The organism is Castellaniella hirudinis, assembly GCF_042651965.1.
GTDB classification, from domain to species: Bacteria; Pseudomonadota; Gammaproteobacteria; order Burkholderiales; family Burkholderiaceae_B; genus Castellaniella; species Castellaniella hirudinis.
This window is the reverse complement of record NZ_JBHSDY010000004.1, coordinates 203,153-223,249: the sequence shown is the minus strand read 5'-3', so window position 1 is coordinate 223,249 and position 20,097 is coordinate 203,153. Positions and strand designations below refer to the sequence as shown.

The window sequence follows — 20,097 nt, the reverse complement described above, 5'->3', positions numbered from 1 at the left end:
GTGCGGAAGTATGAAAAATAAAAACGTAAAAAAAACGCCGCAGGCATCGCCTGCGGCGTCTGAAGAAGCATGGATCGGTCAGGCGGGGGTTTTCGGCGCCTTGGCGTGTTGAGTCTTCATGCCGGTGTGGCTCTTTTTCGCCTTGGCGTGATGAGCAGGCATTTTCTTGTCGTGGTGGGGAGCGGCCTGCGTGCTCGATTGCGCGGCGGGCTGTCCGGCGGGCGCATTCGCGGCGAAGGCGGACGCCGTGGTGAGACCGAGAACGGCGGCCGAGCAGGCAACCAGGAAGGCAAGGCGGGAACGGGTCGTCATGACATCAACTCCAGTGAGTGCCCCGACACCCTTGTGTCCGGGCGGTGGCGGACCACCTGATGCTCAGAACGCCGGGCGGGGCGGAAGTTCGTCCCGGTTTTCCGCCGTTTGTAATGCTCCATTTCATCGGATCGAGGGTGCGGGAAGTGTGGAGCGAGGCGCAGCGCGGCTCTCCGGCCGAGGGGGCAATCAGGCCGGATGCAGGTGATTACGAGGCTGACGGCCGGTTGAACGTCGCTGCGGTTCGAGGGGTGGGGCAGCCCGGCGTCAGTGCGTGGAGGGCGTGGCTTGTGCATCCGTGGGCATCGGATAGACGACCGTGCCGTCGTTGCGGACCATGGCGCCGGGCGTCAGGCGGGCGGGCTCCAGCCGGCCGGCCCCCATGATGTGGAGCACGGGAATGCCCCGGGCGATCAGGTGGTCGGCCACGATGCGGCGATGGCAGCGCCACCAGACCGATTCCGAGCACATCATGGCAGCGGGCCGCGCCTGGCCCTGTGCGATGAGCGCGTCCAGCCCCAGGCGGAATTCGTCACTCAGGGCGTAGTCCGCATAATGGTGGAAGCTGTCGTTTTCCCAAAACCCGTTCGTGTCGGGCGGCACGGTCTTCGATTTGCCGCGCAGGCCGCCCAGGGCGCTCATGTGTTCGTACGCGATGCCATGGACGGCCAGCGATTCGGGCAGCGTGTCCCGGTTGAATTGCGGGTTGGTCCGCGAGCGCGGCACCGTGCGGATGTCGGCCAAGCATAGGATGCCGGCCTGCGTCAGCAGGGCGACGAAGTCGTCCAGGCTGCGGGTCGAGTGGCCGATGGTGTAGAGCGGTGATGTCATTCCTGGCCCCCGGATTCCCAGTATGCTTGAAAGCGTGCAAGCGGATGCGGGCAGTGGGCCCGTACGCCTTTCAGCACACGATAGTCCCATTGGCGCGCCGCGAACAGGCAGGATGGAGGGGTGATGGACAGGATGCGACTCGACAAGTGGCTGTGGGCCGCTCGTTTCTACAAGACCCGCAGCCTGGCGACGCACGAGATCGATGCGGGGCGGGTGCTGGTCGGCGGTCAGCAGGCCAAGCCTGCCCGCGAGATCGGCGAGGATGATCTGATTGAAGTGCGTCGGGCCGGCCAGCCGCCGGTGCAGGTCCGGGTGCGCGCGCTCAGCCTGGTGCGCGGGCCGGCGCCCCAGGCCGCGCGGCTGTACGAGGAAACGCCCGACAGCGTGGCGGCGCGGGCACATGCGGCTGAAATGCGCCGCCTGGCGCCTGAGCCGGCCCGGGATTTCGATGAAGGCCGTCCCACCAAGCGCGATCGGCGGCAGATGGACCGTTGGCGGGGGCGGTGAAGGTGCGCAGGGGCTTCCGTGCGCCTGCGGCGCTCAGCGCGATTCGCCCGATGTTTTTTTGTCGTGGTACATGGCCTGGTCGGCGTGCTTGAGCAGGGATTGCGGATCCTCGCCGTCGCGCGGGTACAAGGCCACGCCCATGGCGACGCCCAGCGTGACTTCGACGCCTTCAGGGATGCCCTGCAGCGTGCGTAGGGGCTGTTGAAGTTCGGCTTCGATTTTTTCCCGGACGCTTTGTATCTGGCGCTCTTGGCTGACGCCCTCCAGAACGGCGACGAATTCATCGCCGCCCAGGCGGGCCAACAGGTCGTCGTCGCGCAACTGGGCCTTGATGCGCTGCGCCACCTCGGTCAACGCGCGGTCGCCGTTGTCGTGTCCCCATTGGTCGTTGAGCGGCTTGAAGCGGTTGAGATCCAGGAACAGCAGCGCGAAGCGCTGCGGCGGCTGGCCTTCCGGCGTCGGCCCCGTCAGGGCATCGAGGCTGTGCTGCAAGGCATTGCGATTGATGCAGCCCGTGAGCGGATCGGTGAACAGCCGGTGGCGCATGTGCTGGAAATTGTCGGCCAGTTCGCCGATTTCATCCTTGCGCCTGAGGGTGATCGGCGTATTGATTTCGCCCTGGCCGACGCGGCGCACGGCATGGGTCAGCGTGCGCATGTCCCGGGCGACCCCGCCGAAGACCCAGAGGCCGAGCCCCAGGGCGATCCCGAGCGCGAGCAGGCCCAGCGCCATGACGAGGACGACGTCGCTGCGGATGCCGGCGACCATGTCATCGTGCGGCACCGCCACGATGGCCAGCCAGTCCAGGCCCTGGCCGTCGGTGACGCGGCGGTAGGCGTACTGGATGGATGTGCCGTCGGCGTCCGTGTACAGGGCCGTGTCCAGGACCGGGCCGTCGATCTGGAACAGCGGGCGCAGGTGCCGGTAGACGGACAGCAGCATCGGATCGACCCGGTGGGCCGCGTTGATGCGCTGCGGCGGGGCGTTCGGCATTTCGCGCAGATTGGGCAGGTCCGAACCGGCGATCAGTTGGCCGTTGGCCTCCAGAATGAAGGCCCGCGCACCCGCACTCAGGGAGAGGGCGCCCAGGAATTGCTGGAGTGAGCGCAGGGAAATGTCGGCCGCGACCACGCCTTCGAACTCGCCCGTGTCGGAAAATACCTTGCGTGCCCGGGTGATGACCAGGTCGTGCGCACTGAAGTCGATGTAGGTCGGTGTCCAGGTGTAAGCCTCTGCGGACGCCTGGGCCTGCTTGAACCAGGGGCGCGAGCGGGGCTCGAACAAAGCGTCCTCTGTACTCGTAAACACAGGGGCGGCGTTCATGCCGTGCTGAACGAAGAAATAGCGGTGCGCGCCGGCGACCGTCTTGATGCGCAGTTCCGCACGGTCCTGGCCTTCACGCTTCAGTCCGGCCCCCTGTCCGGCGATGTTGGCGTAGTAGACATAGGCGCCGGGCTGTTCATCGAGCCAGGTGGCGGACCAGAGGCGATCCTGCAGGGCCGGTAGGTTCTCGACCAGATCGGGCGCGGCCGTCATTTGCGTGGGGAAGGCGACTTCCAGCATGGCCCGGGACTGGTAGATGTTGCGGTCGATCGCTTCGCCGATGCGCTCCACCATTTCGATCATGAGCTGGCGCGAGAGCGTGGAGACCATGCGCGTTCCAGTCCAGTACCAGAGCACACCCAGCGACCCCGTCAGGAGCGCGATCAGCACCACGAAGGGCATGACCAGTGAAAGTTTGAGCGAAGAGCGTCTGTTGATGCGCTGCCTGGAGGAGGCGCGATGCTGGGGCGGCGTGGAGGTCAACGTGTGTCGGTTTCGTTACAAAATACGTCCTAAGTAGAGCAGAAATTGACTGACAAGGCCAATCACGCCGCTCGGACCCGTGAGACCCGCAGGGGCGATAGGGCCAATCGCCGGCCCCATCACGCGGGCTGCTCGTCGGCCGCCTTTGTTTCCATCAGCAGGCTGTGCAGCATCTCGGTCGACAGTCCATGCAGCACCAGGCGATGGCCGGCGCGCAGGGTGGACAGCGGCACCAAGGGATGGTGGTTGTTGACCAGGATCAGGTGTTGCGGCGCCCCCAGCAGCTTGGCCGCATAGATGCCGATGGTCTCGTCCAGTTGCAGAGAATTGGCTGCGCGCCAGAAGTCGTTGTCCGTCAGCAGCAACTGATAGAGCGGGGTGAACAGTTCGATGGCGCTTTGCAGATCCAGGAAGTTCAGCCGGCTTCGCGGCATGTCCTCCAGTAATAGCGCCGGGTCGCGGATCATCGAGAAGTCGAGCTGTTCGGGGGCGTGCAGGTCGACCCCGGCTTCGCGCAGCGCCTGGTTCAGGCGGATGACGAAATTGAACAGGTTCAGGTCGTGCTTGACGAAGAGTTCGTCTTTCAAGTCATCAATGTGACGCGGTTCGAGCGGCGTGGTCGTGATGGCGACGGGCGCATTGGCTGCGATGAAGGACAGGATCTGCGCGCCCAGATGGAAGTGCCGCAGAATGAGCCAGTTGGCTTCCGGCGAGACGAAGCGCTTGAGCCCCCAGGCAAGGATGCGGTGCAGCAGTCTGGAGTGCGACCAGCGGCGCGGCAAAAAGGTCTTGATGATCTGGATCAGGATGATGAAGGCGCGCGCCAGCGGCCGCAGAAACGGCAGCAAGTATTGGCGCGAGGCGCAACTGGAGTCCGTCAGCCACGCTTTTTTCACCTTGTCCGGCAGGGGCGTGCTGCGATCCAGATAGAGCGCCAGCCAGGGGCTGGGATTGGCGGGGTCGTGCCCCTGGGCCAGGAATTCCGGTTCCGGGTTCATGCGCCTTCGTCCTCCATGACGTGGTGGAACTGCATCAGATAGAGCGCGGCGGTGCGGCGGGCGGTGTCGATGATGCGTTGCTCCGCCCGGTCATCCTCGGCGCAGTCCAGCGCCAGTTCCACCGCCGACAGCCAGCGTGCCAGGTGATGTTCATCGTTGTGGCCATGGTATTCCAGGAAGCGGAACGCGTCGGGCGGCAGGCTCAGGCCGGCCCTGAGCAGCGGCAGCAGCGCCGGTACGATGCGCTGGCCCGTGCCTTCGATGATGTAGATGGCGCCCAGCAGCCCGATCGGGTCGCGTGTCGCCGCCAGGCCATGCAGATAGGCGTTCAGCGCCTCGCCGCCCGGGTTGCGGCGCAAGGCGCCGATCTCGTCCACAGTGCCGCCCGCGTGGCGGTAGTCGCGGAACAGGATCTCGAAGTCGTTCTGTTCTTCGCCGGCGTGCAGGTCGATCAGCGCGGCCAGCGGCGCATAGCGTCCGGACAGCGACGCCGCGCCTTCGCGCATCCATCGGCTGCCCTCGCGCACCTGCGGTATCCAGTGTTCCATCCAGCGCAGATAGTCGGCGGTCCGGAACCGGCGTTCGCGCAGGCGGCGCACGACCGGCGTGCGCCAGACCTGCGAACGGTAGCCGTGCCAGATCGCCGCCAGTTCGGTCAGCAGACCGCCCAGGCCGTGCGGCGCCGTCGCCGGATCGTGCGGCGGGGTGATGAGGTCGGCATGGGTGTGGGCGGCGGTATCAGCATCCGCGCCCGTGTGGCGCGCGTGCGCGCCGGCGGCGGTTGCGATGGACGCTGTGCCGGTCGCAGTGTCGGCCGCCGGCCGGGCCTGCGCGGCTTCGGCCTCCAGCAGCATATAGGCCGCCATGAAACGCCCGGACTCCGGGACGTAGCAGAAAATCTGCTCGCCCGGTTTCACCTCGCGCGTCTCCAGGAATTCCGCCAGCATGATCAGGATGGAGGCCGCTCCGGTATTGCCGCGCCACGCCAGATTGCTGAACCAGCGCTCGCGGGGGATCACCAGGCCCGCTTTGTGCATCAGGTCTTCGACGACGGGGATGAATTTCTCGGACGAATAGTGGCACAGGAAATGGTCCACCTGCGCCGGGTTCAGCCAGCCGTCGCGGACCAACTGGGCGTATTCATGGATACCGATGTCGAACAGGTGCGGCAGCAGGCGGATGTCCTGGCGCAAGGACAGCGCGCCGTCAGCCTCGGCTTCGGCCCAGGAAGGATAATCCAGGTGATTTTTTTGGCCGCCGACCGGCAGCCCCAGTTGCATGCAGACAGGATAGTCGCCGGAGAACGCGCGCTGGTGCACCCATTTCAGGCGCAGGCGGACGCCCTGCGAGGTGCCCGGCAACGGCCGGCCGGTGTGGCCGAGCAGCACCGCGCCTGCGCCGTCCGACAGCATCCAGCGCAGGAAGTGCGCGTCGAAATCGGCGTCGTAGCCTTGTGTCGCGAAGCGCGACCGCTTGAACAGCCGCGACGGCAGTTCGCTGGCCACCGCCAGCGCGCTGCCGTGCCCGCCCAGTTCCACGGCCTGCGCAGCCGCCTGGATGGCCGAGACGCTGGCCGCGCAGATGCCGTGTACCGATAGGGTTTCCATGGGCGGCGCGGCCAGCTCGCCCTGGATCATGTTCGCGAACCCCGGCATCAGCGCATCCCCGCCCGATGAGCCGCTGGCCAGCAGCGACACGGCCGACAGATCGCTGTCGCCGCGCCGCAGGCAGTCGCGGATGGCATGGGCCGCCATCTGCGCGTTGCTGAAGACCGTCGCGCCGGTTGAGTCGATCGCGTAGTGGCGTTGCCGGATGCCGTTCTCGGCCAGGATGCGGTGCTTGATCCGCTTGGACAGGCGGTTCAGCGGCGCGATGTAGTGGTCCATGTCCTCGTTGGACACGGGCTCGCCCGGCATGAAATAGCCGGCGCTTTCCAGATAGACACGATGAAATGCAGTGGGCATGGCGAGGGCCTGGGAGTCAGAGTGGGCGGGCGGCGCTAGTGAACGTGTTCGGGCGCCATGCGTGAGCGGCTGCGAAAACGCGGGGCGAAAGCGCCCAGCACGAAGACGCGGCACATGTAGGGCAGCAGGCCGCGCTCGCGCAGCGCCGGGTCGATGCGGTTGCGGTAGTGTTCGCGATGCAGCCGGGTCAGGTCGGCCCAATGCGCGCGTGAATGCTCGTGATGCGCGGTGTGCAGGCCGATGTTGAACAACAGCGGATTGACCAGCCCTTCGAAATTGCGCGCATAGTCCAGGCCGGCCAGGGACCGGGGGCCGCCGTCGGCATGCGCGTGTTGCAGGTAGTTGGTCGCCAGCAGCCAATGCAGTCCGTGCAACTGCGGGATGATGACGAAGATCAGGGCCTTGGCGGGATTCACGGCCAGCAGGCCGATCCACAGACCCAGCCAGACACCGTACTGCGCCATGCAGTAGCGCCAGACGCCCGGCCGGTGGCGGCGCAGGCGGCCCAGCCAGGAAAAGAACAGGGGATACAGCGCCCAGGCGGCCTGGAACGGATGGATCAGATAGCCTCGCAGATGGTTCGTATCGCCGCCGAAGCGATACGTCCGCGTCATGTCCCCCGGGCCGTGGCGGTAACGATGGTGATTGGCCACGTGCGCCGGATAGAAGACGAACGTAGGGTGCCCTTGCAGCAGCGTGATCCAGCAGTCGGTCGCGCGATTGGCCCAACGCCCGCGCCACATCCGCAGGTGTGTGTGATTGTGGTGGATGACGCCGACGCCCAGTGTCAGGAACAGCATCAGCCCGTACAGCGGCCACCAGAATCCGTATATCCACTGCCAGGCCGCCAGCGACGGCAGGGCGGCCAGGTAGACCAGGCTTTGCCAGTCGCGCCGGCGGCGCAGCGACGGCAGCCTGCGCGGTGGTTCAGGTCTGACTGTCAAGCGAGGCCCGTTGCCGGAAAGCCTTTAGCGGGCCGGCCGCCGCATCGGCCTGCAGCCGGGTGCGGAACAGGCGGTCCATGAAGGTGAATTGAAAGCCGTAGTTGCCGTTGTAGCAGGCATGGTGCAAATGATGGCGCCGGCTGGCGGCAAACCAATGCGCGTAAGACACGCGGGGGAAGAAATCGTAATTGGCGTGGCCGATGCAGTTGAAGAACAGGCTGAACAGCGGCACGGCAAGCAGCGACCAGAAGCTGAAATCATGCAGCACCATGGGCAGCAGGATCACATTGCCCAGCATCAAGGCCTCGATGGGATGGAAGCTGTACGTGGAGAAGGGCGTGGTCACGACCGAGCGGTGATGCGGCAGATGAAAGCGCCGCAGCAGCCTGGTATGCAGCAGTCGGTGGTTGATCCAGAAATGCACGTCGTTCCAGATCATCAAGACCAGGATCTCGGCCAGGATCTGCGGCCAGCCGGCATCCGGGGCCAGGCCGGCCCATCCCAGTTGCAGCAGCCCCCACGGGAAAATCATGCCTGTGCCGAACAGCAGGATGGACAGGCCGGACAGCGTGAGCTCGCGCCGCAACTGGCCGGGGGCGAGCGGACGCGGGTCCAGCCGGCGCCCGATGCCCAGGGCGGGCAGCAGACGGTGCGTCAACAGCCAGGTCGTCGCGCCGAAGACCAGGTAGATGCCGCCGAAAAACAGCAAGCCCGCCTGCATGACCTGCCAAGCAGACAAGGCCGCGAAAGCGTGGGCCATAACGGTTGGGTTTTACCGGAGAATGGCTTGCATCATAAGCGATTCGTTGGATGGCGGGGGGGGGAGGGGGACGGGGCAGCGCATATCCGAAGGGAGCGAAAGCGTTTGCACACTGCGACAGTGGTCCTGGTCAATCATGGAAAGCTTGTGTGGCACGCGCAGCGAAACGGATGTCTTGGTCGCATTGGCAAGCTCTCGCATGATCGGTCTCCTCAGCCTTGCTTGGACTGGTTCAAGTCATTGAAATGTCTGCCTTGCTCGACGAGTTCGACGAGCAGCGGCGATGGTTTCCAGAAATGGGGGTCTTCGGCCGCGAAGGCGCGAATGTCCGCCAGGACGACGTCCAGCCCGACGTGATCGGCATAGTGCAGCGGCCCGCCACGGTAGCGGGGAAAGCCGAAGCCGTACAGCATGGCCACGTCCACATCCAACGGCCGCAAGGCGATGCCCTGGTGCACGACGTTGGCGGCTTCGTTGATCATGGCGGCCATGTAGCGGCGCATGATGTCTTCTTGCGTGAAGGCGCGTGGGGCGGCCCCGGCCTTCCGCCGTTCTTCGTCCATGATGGCCAGGACTTCGGGATCTTCTTGTCCTGCGCGGCCGCCTTCCGGATACAGGTACCAGCCGCGGCCGGTCTTCTGTCCGAACCAGCCGCGTTCACACAGGCGGTCGGCGATCGGCACATAGCGCAGGTTTGGGTCCCGGGTGGGGGCCCGACGCTTGCGCGCGGCCCAGCCGATGTCGCCGCCGGCCAGGTCGGCGACCTGGAAAGGCCCCATGGGAAAGCCGAAGCCGCGTACGGCCTGATCGATCTGATAGGGCGAGGCGCCGTCAGCCAGCATGTAGTCGGCGGCCAAGCGGTAGACGGCCAGGATCCGGTTGCCGATGAAGCCATCGCAGACGCCCGCCCGCACGGCGACCTTCTTCAGGCGCCGCGCCAGGGCGAAGCCGGTGGCCACGACATCGTCGGCGACCTGGTCCGGCACGACGATCTCCAGCAGCTTCATGATGTTGGCCGGCGAAAAAAAGTGCAGCCCGATCACGTCCTGCGGCCGAGACACGGTTTTCGCCAACTGATCGATGTCCAGATAGGAGGTGTTGCTGGCCAGCACGGCGCCCGGCTTGCAGGCCCGATCCAGTTCGGCGAAGACGGCGGATTTCACCGCCATGTCCTCGAATACGGCCTCTACCACCAGATCCGCGTCCGCCAGGGCTTGATAGTCGGTGGCGCCGGACCACATGCCCAGGCGGCGGTCGCGTTCGGCGGCGTCCAGGCGGCCGCGCTTGACCAGACTGTCATAGACCTTGGCGACATTGGCCCGGCCGCGCTCGAGACTGGGCTCGTCGCGTTCGATCATGGTCACCGGCAAGCCGGCGTCCAGCATGGCGACGGCGATCCCCGCCCCCATCGTGCCCCCGCCGACGATGCCGACCCGATCCAGCGGACGCGGCTGCGCCCGGCCCGCTTCCGGGACCTTGGCCGCTTCGCGTTCGGCGAAGAATGTGTGGATCAAGGCTTGTCGCTGAGGGGTGTCCAGGCACTGCCGGAAATAGTCCCGCTCAAGGCGCAGGCCTTCGTCGAAAGGCCGGTCCAGGACCGCCTGGACGGCATCGATGATGCGCGCCGGGGAAAACAGGCCCCGGTATTTTTTGTTCAACGACGCCCGCGCGGCATCCAGCGCCTGGCTGGCGGCAGGCATGTCCGCAACGGCAATGCGCAGGTCCCGCGTCGGGCGGACCGGCGCCCCGGACGCCGCCAGCTCGCGGGCATAGGCCAGGCCGGCCTGCACAGGATCGGTTCCGTCGACCCATCGATCCACCAGCCCCAGGGCCTGGGCCTGCCGGGCGCCGATGGGCTTGCCGTCCAGCATCAGATCCAGGGCGGCTTCGACCCCCATCAGGCGCGGGGCGCGCTGTGTGCCGCCGGCGCCCGGCAGCAGGCCCAGCGTGACTTCCGGCAAGGCGAATTTCGCGCCCGGCAGCGCTAGGCGATAGTGGGCCGCCAGAACCACTTCCAGGCCGCCGCCCAGGGCGGATCCCTGTACCGCCGCGACGACGGGTTTGGTACAGGCCTCGATGCGATTGCAGACGTCCGTCAGCAGCGGAGGCTGCGGCGGTTTGCCGAATTCGCGGATATCGGCGCCTGCGATGAAATGGCGACCCGCACCCAGCACCAGAACGGCCTGGACCTCCGGATCCTGTTCGGCGGCCTCGATCGCTGCCATCAGGCCTTGACGCACCGCGACCCCCAGCGCGTTGACGGGTGGATGGTCGATCGTGATGACGAACACAGAACCTTCCCGACGGGAAGTCACGACGTCCTGCGTCGGGTGGGCTGGGTGGGGGGCCATTCGAGAGTCTCCATGCGATTGATCTTGATGCGCGCGTGGCGGCGCGCCGTTTGGAGAATCATTCTTTCACTGTTCAATAGGCTTTACAATGTCATAGGTGATTGACATACTGTCAAAAATTATTTGACAAAACATCATGCACCCTCATTCTTTGAATGCGGAATCCCTGGTATTCCTGGCGGACATCCTGGATGCGGGCAACCTCAGCGCCGCCGCCCGCAGACTGAAAATGACCCGGGCCAACGTCAGCTATCACCTGAACCGCCTGGAGCAAACCCTGGGGCAGCAACTGGTGCGCCGCACGACCCGTCGCACCGAACCCACGGAAGTCGGCTTGCGGCTCTACGAGCACGGCTGCCGGATCCGCACCGAACTGGCCATTGCGCAGGACTCTGTGCGCGAACTGGGCCATCAACTGCGCGGCCGCCTGCGCCTGAGCATTCCCAGCGGTTTCGGTCAGGCGGTGATGGGGCCCTGGCTGCTGGATTTCAAACGCCAGCACCCCGGCATCGTGCTGGACGTCACGTTTGAAAATCATCTGCCGGACATGCTGCGCGACGAAACGGACATTTCCGTGCGGGTCATGACCAATCCCCCCCAGAACCTGGTGGCCCGTTCGCTGGGGGCCGTGCGCCACATCGCCTGCGCAGCGCAAAGCTATATCGAGCAACACGGCCTGCCTGACACGCTGGAAGGCCTGCCCATGGCGCCCGTCCTCACCGCCGGGGTGGCGGGCCGCCAGTTGCGGCTGTCCGCCTATCGCGATCAGCAACGCCAGACAGTCCTGCTGGAGCCCACGCTGATGTCGGAAAACTTCCAGTTCCTGCACCAGGCCGTCATGGCCGGACTGGGCATCGGCATCATCCCGGATTACCTGGTGCAGGATGAGATCGCATGCGGCGCGGTGCGGACTATCCTGGACGACTGGCAACTGAGCATCTTCGGCACGGAAATGTTCATGCTCTATATGCCCAACCGCTACCACACGCGGGCGACGTCGACGTTCATCGAATACATCCTGGCCCGTGCGCAGGCCCGGGCGACCCCTGGTCGGCCAGGGGACATTGATCCGCATTGACATCGTCGGCCATCCCCTTTAAGTTTCAAGACTTTCTGTCATGAAAATAAACAGAGAGGGGGTAGGACAATGATGAAGCTATTCGCTGCAGGGGCCTGTCTGGCGCTGCTGACCGCTTGCGCCACGACGCAGCCGTCGCGGGCGCCCGTTGAGGCTCAGTCGGGTTTTCTGCATGACTACAGCCTGCTGACGTCCGACCCGCAGGATCCCGGTTTCCGGCATTACACCGCGCCGGACCTGCGTCCCGGGAAATACCGCAGCTTCCTCGTCGAGGATGTGTCGTTCATCATCAATACCAACCAGGGCTACCAGGTGCTCGATACTGCGCGCTTGCGGGACCTGTCCGACTACTTCAGGTCGCAGATGACGACGATGCTGCAGGCCCGGCAGTACAAGATCGTCAAGGCCGCCGGCCCGGGCGTGGCGCGCCTGCGGGTGGCCGTGGTGGGGTTGGCGCAGGTTTCACCGGGGTTCAAGGTGACGGATCTGGTTCCGGCGAAGATGCTGTTCAATGTCGCCCGCATGGCCACCGACACGAGCCCGCACATGCTGCGGATGACGATCGAAGGCGAGGTGCTGGATAGTGTGTCGGGCCGGGTGCTGGGGGCCACGATCGACGGCCGTGAAAGCGGTGCGACGGTGGCGGGGGGCGCCACGCCGGCCTCAGCCGATCAGGTGCACGAGCTGATCGATTTCTGGGTGGCGCGTTTGGGCCAGCGCCTGGATCGCGCAGCGGGACGCTGAGGCGGTACGCGGCGAACCGGAAAAATCCATTCCGGCCGGGGTCGAGTGCCTTCCCATCAACCTTACTGTCGGGGCCGATGATATGGCGACCTTTATCCTGATTGCCGGAGGCTGGCAGGGCGGGCGGGACGTCCCGCGCAAGACCTATGTCGGCGCGCATGGATGGGAGGGCAGCCCGTTTCGGGAACTCTTTGGACGCCTGAGCGCCGATCCGGAGTGGTCGACCATTGCCCTCGATTGCGGTCACAACGTGGCTCGGCTGAAGCCCGATGCCCTGGCCGAGATATTACTGGCCCAGCTCTGATCAATCCATGTCGACGTGTTCAGCCAGGAAATCCAAAAAAGCCCGCACGCGCAGAGGCAGGTAGCCGCCTTGGCCGACATAGACGGCGTGGACTTCTTCCAGGTCGCCGGGGTTGCTGTCTTCGAGTACGGGGATCAGGCGGCCGGCGGCAATGTCGTCCCGCACTTGGAAAGCGGCCAGGCGTGCCAAGCCCAGGCCCGCCAGTGCCAGGCGGTGCAGCGCTTCGCCGTCGCCGGCCTGCGCATTGCCGCCGACCGGCACGACGACATCCTGGCCGTGATGCCGTAAGGGCCAGCCGGGCTGCGCACGGACATAGTTCGCGCCCAAGCGGTTGTGGGCCGACAGTGCATCAGGTGTGGTCGGCGTGCCGTGGCGCATCAGATAGCCGGGCGCGCCGACGATCATCATGCGCGTGGCCCCCAGCGCGCGTGCCACCAGATTCGAGCTTTTCAAGGGACCGGCCCGTACAGCCACATCGGTGCGCTGCTCCAGGATGTCGATGACCTCATCGGTCAGCACGATGTCCAGCGTCACGTCGGGATGATGCGCCAGAAACTTCGGTACGAGCGGCAGCAGGAAGTGGTGGCCGAAGGGCACATTGGCATTGACCCTCAACCGGCCTCGTGGCGTGGCCTCGGCGCTTGCGCAGCGTTCCGCTTCATTCAGGTCGGCCAGGATGCGCACCCCTCGCTCGTAAAACGCGCAGCCTTCGGGGGTGAGCTGGAGCTGCCGCGTGGAGCGGTTCACGAGTCGCGTGCCCAGGCGCTGCTCCAGGCGCGCCACCAGCTTGCTGACGGCCGAAGGCGTCATGCCGCAGGCGCGCGCGGCGGCGGAGAAACCGCCCAACTCGATGACGCGCACGAAGACCTCCAGTTCGCCGGATCGGTTGACGTCCATACGGGCCATGCCTGCTCCTTGATGAGTTCGGCTCACAGGTGATGTGCCGGTGAAGAGTCTAGTTCATTCATGTCTTTGAATTCATAATTTTCTCATTAAATGATCTTGAATTCATCATTGAGGAATGAGCATGAAATCACTGTTTGAGGCCTCGGCCGCCGCCATGCTGGCTTTGGCATTGTCGGCAGGGCTTGCCGCGCCTGTCTGGGCACAGTCGCACTGGGTGGCCACGTGGCAAGCCAGTCCGCAGCCGGTATGGGGGGCGGATTTTCTGTTTCCGACCTATGTGCCAGCGGCGTTGAATGACCAGACCGTTCGTCAAGTGGCGCGGGTCAGTATGGGAGGGGAGCGTCTGCGCATCGTGCTGTCCAATGCTGACGGGCGCGCGCCGATCAAGGTCGGTCAGGCCACCGTCGCGCAGCCGGCTGGAGAGGGCGCCGTCGCCGCCGATCATCCGAGGACCGTGACGTTTGGCGGTCAGGAGGCGGCGACCATCTTGCCCGGCGCGTCGCTGCTCAGCGATCCGGTGGCTTTGCCGGTTCCCGCGCTGTCGCAAGTCGCTGTCAGCGTCTATCTGCCGCACGTGACGCCCATGCAGACCTTCCATTGGGATGGACGGCAGACCGGCTGGATTGTTGCGGGCGATCAGACCCGGGCGAGCGTGTTGCAGATGACCGCGCAAAGCAGCACCTCGGCCCGACTGCTGTTAGCGGGCATCCAGGTTGAGACGGAGCAGCCCGCACGCGCCGTGGCCGTGCTCGGCGACTCCATTACCGATGGCGCAAGCGCCGGCCTGGATCAGGACAGCCGTTGGCCGGATTTCCTGGCCGCCCGTCTCGTGCCGAGGGGTGTCGCCGTCGTCAATGCCGGTATCTCCGGCGCGCGGCTGTTGTCCGATGGCATGGGCGCCAATGCCTTGGCGCGACTCGATCGCGACGTGTTGTCGCAGCCCGGCGTGCAAAGCGTCATCGTGATGCTGGGTATCAACGACATCTCCTGGCCGGGCACGGCCTTCGCCCCTGATGCGGCGCGCCCGTCGCTGGACGAGATGAAGGCAGGATTCCGTCAGTTGATCGGGCAGGCTCATAGCCGCGGGGTGCGTGTCATTGGCGCGACGCTCACGCCGTTCGAAGGCGCGTTGCCGGATACGCCGCTGGACAACTACTACCGCGCGGATAAGGACGCCATGCGCCATGCGCTGAATGAATGGATACGCCACGGCGGTGCGTTCGATGCCGTCATTGACTTTGATGCGGCACTGCGTGATCCCGCGCATCCGGCCCGCATGGCGCGACGCTTTGATTCCGGCGACCATTTGCATCCGGGTGATGAGGGCAACCGGGCCATGGCCGAGGCCGTCGACCTCGAGGTGCTGCTGCCGGGGCTGGATGATCCGCTTGCGATGATGGAAGAGGTGGCGCGATGAGCCAGGACCGCCGCACACACCCTGGCGTTTGGGCGCTTGCCGTCACCGCGTTTGCCATCGGCGTGGCCGAGTTCATCGTGGTCGGGATTCTCCCGTCCATCGCCCTGGATCTGGGCGTGTCGCTGTCGCGCGCGGGCGGCCTGGTCGGACTCTATGCGCTGGCGCTTGCCATCGGAACGCCCGTCGTCGTGCTGGCCTTGGCGCGATGGCCGCGTAAACCGCTCTTGCTCGTTCTGGTCGCTCTCTTTCTGGCGGGCAACCTGCTGTCCGCCTTATCGACGAGCTACGCCGCCTTGCTGGCCGGCCGCATCGTCACGGCGGTGGCGCATGGCAGCTTTTTCGCAATCGGCGCCACCGTGGCGGCACGGCTGGCTCCGCGAGGGCAGGCCAGTCGCGCGATTGCCGTCATGTTTGCCGGGTTGACCGTGGCCATGGTGGTCGGCGTTCCGCTGGGCAGCCTGGTCGGCAATGGATTAGGATGGCGTTTGCCGTTCTTCGCCGTGGCTGCGCTGGCTGCGATCGCCTTGGTCGTGACTGCGCGATGGGTGCCAGTCTTGCCGGTGCAGGCGGCCGGCCCGGTCGGCACACAACTCGCCGCATTGGGGCGGCCGGCGATCATCGCGATGATGGGCATCACCATTTTTGGATTTGGCGCGAGCTTCACCGCCTTTACCTTCATTACCCCCATCCTGACCGACGTCACCGGATTCCCGACCCATGCGGCAAGCCTGCTGCTGGTGGTGTTCGGCGCGGCAACCTTGGTGGGCAATATGGCCGGCGGGCGCTGGGCGGCCACGCTTGGCTGGCCGCTTGCCCTGCGGCGGATGTTGCTGGGTTTGTCGTTTGTGCTTGTCGCCCTGGCGTTGGCGCTGCCCTGCAAAGCCGCGATGGCGCCGCTGCTCTTTATGTGGGGTGTGCTGGCGTTTGGCATGTCGCCGGGCTTTCAGGCCGGGATGCTGGAAACCGCGCAACGCTGGACGCCGCGTGCAGTGGACTTTGCCTCGGCCTTGAATATCTCTGCTTTCAACCTGGGGATCACACTGGGCGAAACGCTGGGCAGCGCCTTGGTCGCATGCGACCAGATGGTGATGACGCCCTGGGCGGGCGTCGTGCTTGCCGCGATGGCGCAATTGCCGCTGGCATGGCTGGTGCGTCGATCGGGTTTCGGCACCATTTCGCGCCCCGCTGAGTTGAAAGGTTCGCGGAGCGAATCTTAGGCGTCGCCTTTTTTACCACTGGCCTTGAGTTTCACACCGTGTCTGCCCGGACTCTGTCTTGCCGCATGCGGTCGTGCCTCTTTTGTCAAACCGGATCTCGGTACGACCTTTAGGCGCGGTAGTATCGCTGCGGTGTGGCGAGTGCACATTGCTGTTGAGCATGTCCTGGTTTTGCATTTGAGTGCGCAACGACTGTGCCTGAGCCTCTTGCTCTTTGCGCTTTACGTCCGATAGCGCTTTGTTGAATTTTTCGCTGAACTCGGAATCTCGTGCGGATCTGTCCTGAGGGGCTTGCAGGACACCTCGTGCGGCGCCGTTGGGTGAGGAATCGCCATGAGTCACGCGTAGGCTCTTGGCGTCTTCCCTGGAGAGGGTGTATTGCGCTTGCGCAATATTGCAGGTCTGAATGCCAAGGCTGAGTAACCCGACCAGTGCAAGAGTCCGTGTATTCATGTGTTCCCTTTTAGTGATCCTTGCTCGGCATAGCGTCGTTCATTATTACAAAAAGGTTATGCGCCTCGCTCCCTGATTCTGGCTCGGTTCAGTGCCAGCGCTTCGTCGGTCGGCTCCCAGTCGATCCAGTAGGCGTCGGGCGTTCCAGGGAAATCCTCCCTGCGGACACCGGAAAACGTGGGCTTGTACCCGCGCCTTTTCATCTCGCCGATCAGTTCCGCGTGGCGTCTGGCCAGGTACCCCAATCGGGTATAGAAGAAGAGCAGATGGCCTTTGCCGAGGGTGTATATCGCCGGCTGGGACAGGTTCCCGCGAGCAGCGGCTTTCTCTGCAAGCGCGAACACCCTGGGCAGTTCCCGGTACTCGGCGACGAGATGGGGGCCGCTGAGTTCTTCGACGGGGACGCAGTTGATGCGGGTCATGGTGTCCTGATTGGGCGAAAGCTGTTTGATGACAGCGTCACATAAACCGGCACATACGGACAAAACAAAAGGACCTAGGCTTTCACCTAAGTCCTTGAATTTCTTGGCTCCCCGACCAGGGCTCGAACCTGGGACCTGCGGATTAACAGTCCGTCGCTCTACCGACTGAGCTATCGGGGAACTGCGAAGAAGCGAAACTATAGCACAAATTTCTGGGCGCGCGCAAAGCGCATCGCTTCATGCAAAAAAATCAATGCGCGCCGCCTCCCGCGGCCGATCCGCCGTGGGCCGAGGTCTTCGGCCGGGCCAGCCAGATCAGGCCGATCAGGACCAGGAAAATCAGCGCCGAGGCGTAGAAGATGTCGGTGGCCGACATGGTGTAGGCCTGCTGATTGATGACCCCGTCCAGCATGCCCGCGCCGCGCTGCGGGCTCACGCCCAGGTTCTGCAGGCCGCCCATGATGTGGTCGAAAGCCGGCTCGCCGGGGCGGGCGACTTCGGTCAGGCGGCTGTGGTGCAGCGAGGCGCGGTTGTCCCAGATCGTGGTGGTGATCGAGGTCCCGAAGGCGCCGCAGACCAGGCGGAAGAAGTTCGACAGGCCGGCGGCGGCGGGGATCCGGTCGGGGCTCAGGCCCGACAGCGAGATCGTCGTCAGCGGGATGAAGAAAGTCGCCATGGCCGCCCCCTGGATGAAGGTGGGCAGCATCACCGTGTACAGGTCCACGCTGGTGTTGAACTGGGCGCGCATATAGCTGATCAGAGCGAAGATCAGGAAGGCGATGGTGGCGATGGGGCGCGGGTCGTGGCGGGCCAGCAGCTTGCCTACCACGGGCGACAGGATGATGGCCAGGATGCCCACCGGGGCCGAGGCGACGCCTGCCCAGGTGGCCGTGTAGCCCATGGTGTTCTGCAGCCACAGGGGCAGCAGCACGACGGTGCCGAAGAACACGCCGTAGGCGACCGACAGGGCGATGGTGCCGGAGGTGAAGTTGCGCTGCGCGAACAGGGTCAGGTCCACCACCGGGTGCGCGGCGGTCAGTTCCCAGATCACGAAATAGACGAAGGCCACGACCGAGACCACGGCCAGCACGCAGATCAGCGGGCTGGCGAACCATTCCAGTTCCTTGCCCTTGTCCAGCAGCAGTTGCAGGGCGCCGACCCAGACGACCAGCAGGATCAGGCCCATGCGGTCGATGGGCAGGTGGATGCGGCGCGTGTCCCGTTCCTTGTAGACCTGCCATGAGGCCCAGCCGGCGATCAGGCCGACGGGGACGTTGATGTAGAAGATCCAGGACCAGGCGTAGTTGTCCGAGATCCAGCCGCCCAGCAGCGGCCCGGCGATGGGGCCGACCAGGATGGTCATGGACCAGAGCGCCAGGGCCATGCCGGCTTTGGCCCGGGGGTAGCTGGCGAGCATCAGGGACTGCGACAGCGGGATCATCGGCCCGGCCACGGCGCCTTGCAGCACGCGGAAGAACACCAGCGATTCCAGCGACCAGGCGAAGCCGCACAGCCAGGAGCTGATGACGAACAGCATCACGGACAGCACGAACAGGCGCACCTGGCCGAAGCGCTGCGTCAGCCAGCCGGTCAGCGGCACGGTGATGGCGTTGGCCACGGCGAACGAGGTGATGACCCAGGTGCCCTGGGTGGCGCTGACCCCCAGGTCGCCGGCGATCGTGGGGATGGAGACGTTGGCGATGGACGAGTCCAGCACATTCATGAACACGGCCGCCGACAGGGCGATGGTGCCGAAGGTGCGGGCGCTGCCTTCCAGGGGCGGATAGCCCCCGGCGGGCGGCTGGGCCGGGGCGGCGGGGGCCTCCGGCGCCTGATCGGCCGCGTCGTCCGGAAGAGAGGATGCAGTGCTCATGAGGCGGTGTTGTCCTGGATGATCTGCTGGATGCGGGCGTCGACCTCGGCCGGGTCATGATCGTAGACCGGGGTGCTCAGGGCCGGTTCGGCCGCCTGGCCGCCTTGCCGGCTGGCGTCCGTCTGTTCCGGCGTGGAGGACAGGTCGACCTCGGCCGTCATGGACAGGCCCACGCGCAGGGGATGTGCCTGGAGTTCCTTCGGGTCCAGGCGGATGCGCACAGGTACCCGTTGGATGACCTTGATCCAGTTGCCGCTGGCGTTTTGCGCCGGCAGCAGGGCGAAGGCGCTGCCGCTGCCGGCAGCGATGCCGGCGACCGTACCGTGATAGGCGATCTTGCTGCCGTACAGGTCGGAGACCAGCTTGACCTGCTGGCCGGGCTGCATGGCGTCGAGCTGGTTTTCCTTGAAGTTGGCTTCCACCCACAGGCTGTCCAGCGGCACGATCGTCATCAGCGACGTACCCGGCTGGATGCGTTGCCCCAGTTGGACGGAGCGCTGGGCGACCATGCCGCCCACCGGGGCCAGGACGTGTGTGCGCACGCTGGACAGCCAGGCCTGGCGCACCTGATCGGCTGCCTGCAGCACGTCGGGGTGGGTGGCCACGGTGCTGCCCCGGGTCAGGGCCTGGTTGGTGGCCAGTTTGGCGCGCGCGGCGGCCAGGCCGGCGCGGGCCTGGGCCAGGCTGGCCTCTGCGGATTTCACGGCGACCTGGGCGTGCAGCAGTTCCTCGCCGCTGACGCCGCCGGTGCCGCGCAGCGCGTTGCGCCGCTGCAGGTCGTTGCGTGCCTTGCTGAGCTGGGTGTCCGCCTGTTCGACGTTGGCCTCGCCCACGGCGACGTCGGCCGCCAGGGCGTCGTTCTGCACGAACAGCGTCTGGGTGCGGCGCACGGTCTGGGCCAGGGCGGCTTCGGCCTGGGCCAGGGCGATGTCCGTGTCGCTGCCGTCCAGGGTCACCAGGCGGGTGCCCTGGGTGATGGTCTGGGTTTCCTCGGCGCCGATGGCGATGACCGTGCCGGGAATCTGGGCGCTGACCTGTACCAGATTGCCGTGCACGTAGGCGTCGTCAGTGGATTCGTAGTGGGAGGCGAAGATCAGCCACCACGCGCCATAGAGCAGGCCGGCCAGGACGAAAATGCCGGTGGCCCAGAGCATCAGGCGGGTGCGGGCGGGGGAGTTGCTGGGGCTGGATGCAGTCATGATGCGGTCGA

Annotated in this window: 19 protein-coding genes and 1 tRNA gene; 6 read left to right on the top strand and 14 right to left on the bottom strand. The window is 65.5% G+C overall.

Annotated elements, in window-relative coordinates; translation table 11 throughout:
* Positions 1-78: 78 nt before the first annotated feature.
* Together ACFO0J_RS08105 and ACFO0J_RS08100 are read right to left on the bottom strand one after the other, a co-directional pair.
* A complete protein-coding gene (locus ACFO0J_RS08105; RefSeq protein ID WP_376812563.1) occupies positions 79-312 on the bottom strand; it encodes a hypothetical protein in 234 nt (77 codons plus the stop codon).
* A 267-nt stretch (positions 313-579) separates the two neighbouring features.
* Positions 580-1,143: a DUF488 domain-containing protein gene (locus ACFO0J_RS08100; protein ID WP_376812562.1), complete on the bottom strand. Its 564-nt coding sequence runs from the start codon at positions 1,141-1,143 to the stop codon at positions 580-582.
* A gap of 123 nt (positions 1,144-1,266) precedes the next feature.
* Between ACFO0J_RS08100 and ACFO0J_RS08095 the strand changes: the two genes are divergently transcribed.
* Positions 1,267-1,650 carry an RNA-binding S4 domain-containing protein gene (locus tag ACFO0J_RS08095; protein ID WP_376812561.1) on the top strand — a complete coding sequence of 128 codons (384 nt, stop codon included), beginning with the start codon at positions 1,267-1,269 and terminating at the stop codon, positions 1,648-1,650.
* 33 nt (positions 1,651-1,683) lie between these two features.
* Here ACFO0J_RS08095 and ACFO0J_RS08090 read toward each other — a convergent pair whose 3' ends face one another.
* The 6 genes from ACFO0J_RS08090 to ACFO0J_RS08065 all read right to left on the bottom strand — a co-directional run bounded on the left by ACFO0J_RS08090 (position 1,684) and on the right by ACFO0J_RS08065 (position 10,473).
* Positions 1,684-3,375, bottom strand: coding sequence for a bifunctional diguanylate cyclase/phosphodiesterase (locus ACFO0J_RS08090; protein WP_376812560.1), 1,692 nt, complete (start codon positions 3,373-3,375; stop codon positions 1,684-1,686).
* A 200-nt stretch (positions 3,376-3,575) separates the two neighbouring features.
* Positions 3,576-4,454: a DUF6999 family protein gene (locus tag ACFO0J_RS08085; RefSeq protein WP_376812559.1), complete on the bottom strand. Its 879-nt coding sequence runs from the start codon at positions 4,452-4,454 to the stop codon at positions 3,576-3,578.
* The gene (locus tag ACFO0J_RS08080; protein ID WP_376812558.1) at positions 4,451-6,418 is read right to left on the bottom strand and encodes an iron-containing redox enzyme family protein; all 1,968 of its coding nucleotides are present in this window, start codon (positions 6,416-6,418) and stop codon (positions 4,451-4,453) included. The genes ACFO0J_RS08085 and ACFO0J_RS08080 overlap by 4 nt, the downstream gene beginning before the upstream one ends.
* 35 nt (positions 6,419-6,453) lie before the next feature.
* Positions 6,454-7,362: a fatty acid desaturase gene (locus ACFO0J_RS08075; protein WP_376812557.1), complete on the bottom strand. Its 909-nt coding sequence runs from the start codon at positions 7,360-7,362 to the stop codon at positions 6,454-6,456.
* A complete protein-coding gene (locus tag ACFO0J_RS08070) occupies positions 7,346-8,122 on the bottom strand; it encodes a sterol desaturase family protein (protein ID WP_376812556.1) in 777 nt (258 codons plus the stop codon). The genes ACFO0J_RS08075 and ACFO0J_RS08070 overlap by 17 nt, the downstream gene beginning before the upstream one ends.
* A gap of 212 nt (positions 8,123-8,334) precedes the next feature.
* Complete coding sequence (locus tag ACFO0J_RS08065; protein ID WP_376812555.1) at positions 8,335-10,473, bottom strand: 3-hydroxyacyl-CoA dehydrogenase NAD-binding domain-containing protein; 2,139 nt, start codon at positions 10,471-10,473, stop codon at positions 8,335-8,337.
* A 151-nt stretch (positions 10,474-10,624) separates the two neighbouring features.
* Between ACFO0J_RS08065 and ACFO0J_RS08060 the strand changes: the two genes are divergently transcribed.
* The 3 genes from ACFO0J_RS08060 to ACFO0J_RS08050 all read left to right on the top strand — a co-directional run bounded on the left by ACFO0J_RS08060 (position 10,625) and on the right by ACFO0J_RS08050 (position 12,599).
* Positions 10,625-11,551, top strand: coding sequence for a LysR family transcriptional regulator (locus tag ACFO0J_RS08060; protein ID WP_376812590.1), 927 nt, complete (start codon positions 10,625-10,627; stop codon positions 11,549-11,551).
* Positions 11,552-11,620: 69 nt separating this feature from the next.
* Positions 11,621-12,295 carry a DUF3313 domain-containing protein gene (locus ACFO0J_RS08055; protein ID WP_376812554.1) on the top strand — a complete coding sequence of 225 codons (675 nt, stop codon included), beginning with the start codon at positions 11,621-11,623 and terminating at the stop codon, positions 12,293-12,295.
* Positions 12,296-12,377: 82 nt separating this feature from the next.
* On the top strand, positions 12,378-12,599 hold the full coding sequence (locus tag ACFO0J_RS08050; RefSeq protein ID WP_376812553.1) for a hypothetical protein: 222 nt from the start codon (positions 12,378-12,380) through the stop codon (positions 12,597-12,599).
* On the opposite strand, the gene ACFO0J_RS08045 is transcribed toward ACFO0J_RS08050, so the two are convergent.
* On the bottom strand, positions 12,600-13,505 hold the full coding sequence (locus ACFO0J_RS08045; RefSeq protein ID WP_376812552.1) for a LysR family transcriptional regulator: 906 nt from the start codon (positions 13,503-13,505) through the stop codon (positions 12,600-12,602).
* 121 nt (positions 13,506-13,626) lie between these two features.
* On the opposite strand from ACFO0J_RS08045, the gene ACFO0J_RS08040 reads away from it, so the two are divergent.
* Both ACFO0J_RS08040 and ACFO0J_RS08035 read left to right on the top strand, forming a co-directional pair.
* Positions 13,627-14,922 carry an SGNH/GDSL hydrolase family protein gene (locus tag ACFO0J_RS08040; RefSeq protein WP_376812551.1) on the top strand — a complete coding sequence of 432 codons (1,296 nt, stop codon included), beginning with the start codon at positions 13,627-13,629 and terminating at the stop codon, positions 14,920-14,922.
* Entirely contained in the window at positions 14,919-16,139 is a 1,221-nt protein-coding gene (locus ACFO0J_RS08035) for an MFS transporter (protein ID WP_376812550.1), read from the top strand. Before ACFO0J_RS08040 ends, ACFO0J_RS08035 begins: the two co-directional genes overlap by 4 nt.
* A 12-nt stretch (positions 16,140-16,151) precedes the next feature.
* Here the strand turns inward: ACFO0J_RS08035 and ACFO0J_RS08030 are convergent, their stop codons facing one another.
* From ACFO0J_RS08030 to ACFO0J_RS08010, 5 genes are all read right to left on the bottom strand, one after another.
* Complete coding sequence (locus tag ACFO0J_RS08030) at positions 16,152-16,592, bottom strand: hypothetical protein (protein ID WP_376812549.1); 441 nt, start codon at positions 16,590-16,592, stop codon at positions 16,152-16,154.
* Between the two features lie 56 nt (positions 16,593-16,648).
* The gene (locus ACFO0J_RS08025; RefSeq protein ID WP_376812548.1) at positions 16,649-17,014 is read right to left on the bottom strand and encodes a pyrimidine dimer DNA glycosylase/endonuclease V; all 366 of its coding nucleotides are present in this window, start codon (positions 17,012-17,014) and stop codon (positions 16,649-16,651) included.
* 104 nt (positions 17,015-17,118) lie between these two features.
* A tRNA-Asn gene (locus tag ACFO0J_RS08020) sits at positions 17,119-17,194 on the bottom strand.
* A 70-nt stretch (positions 17,195-17,264) separates the two neighbouring features.
* On the bottom strand, positions 17,265-18,887 hold the full coding sequence (locus ACFO0J_RS08015) for a DHA2 family efflux MFS transporter permease subunit (protein ID WP_376812547.1): 1,623 nt from the start codon (positions 18,885-18,887) through the stop codon (positions 17,265-17,267).
* Positions 18,884-20,086: an HlyD family efflux transporter periplasmic adaptor subunit gene (locus tag ACFO0J_RS08010; RefSeq protein WP_376812546.1), complete on the bottom strand. Its 1,203-nt coding sequence runs from the start codon at positions 20,084-20,086 to the stop codon at positions 18,884-18,886. Before ACFO0J_RS08010 ends, ACFO0J_RS08015 begins: the two co-directional genes overlap by 4 nt.
* Positions 20,087-20,097 lie beyond the last annotated feature (11 nt).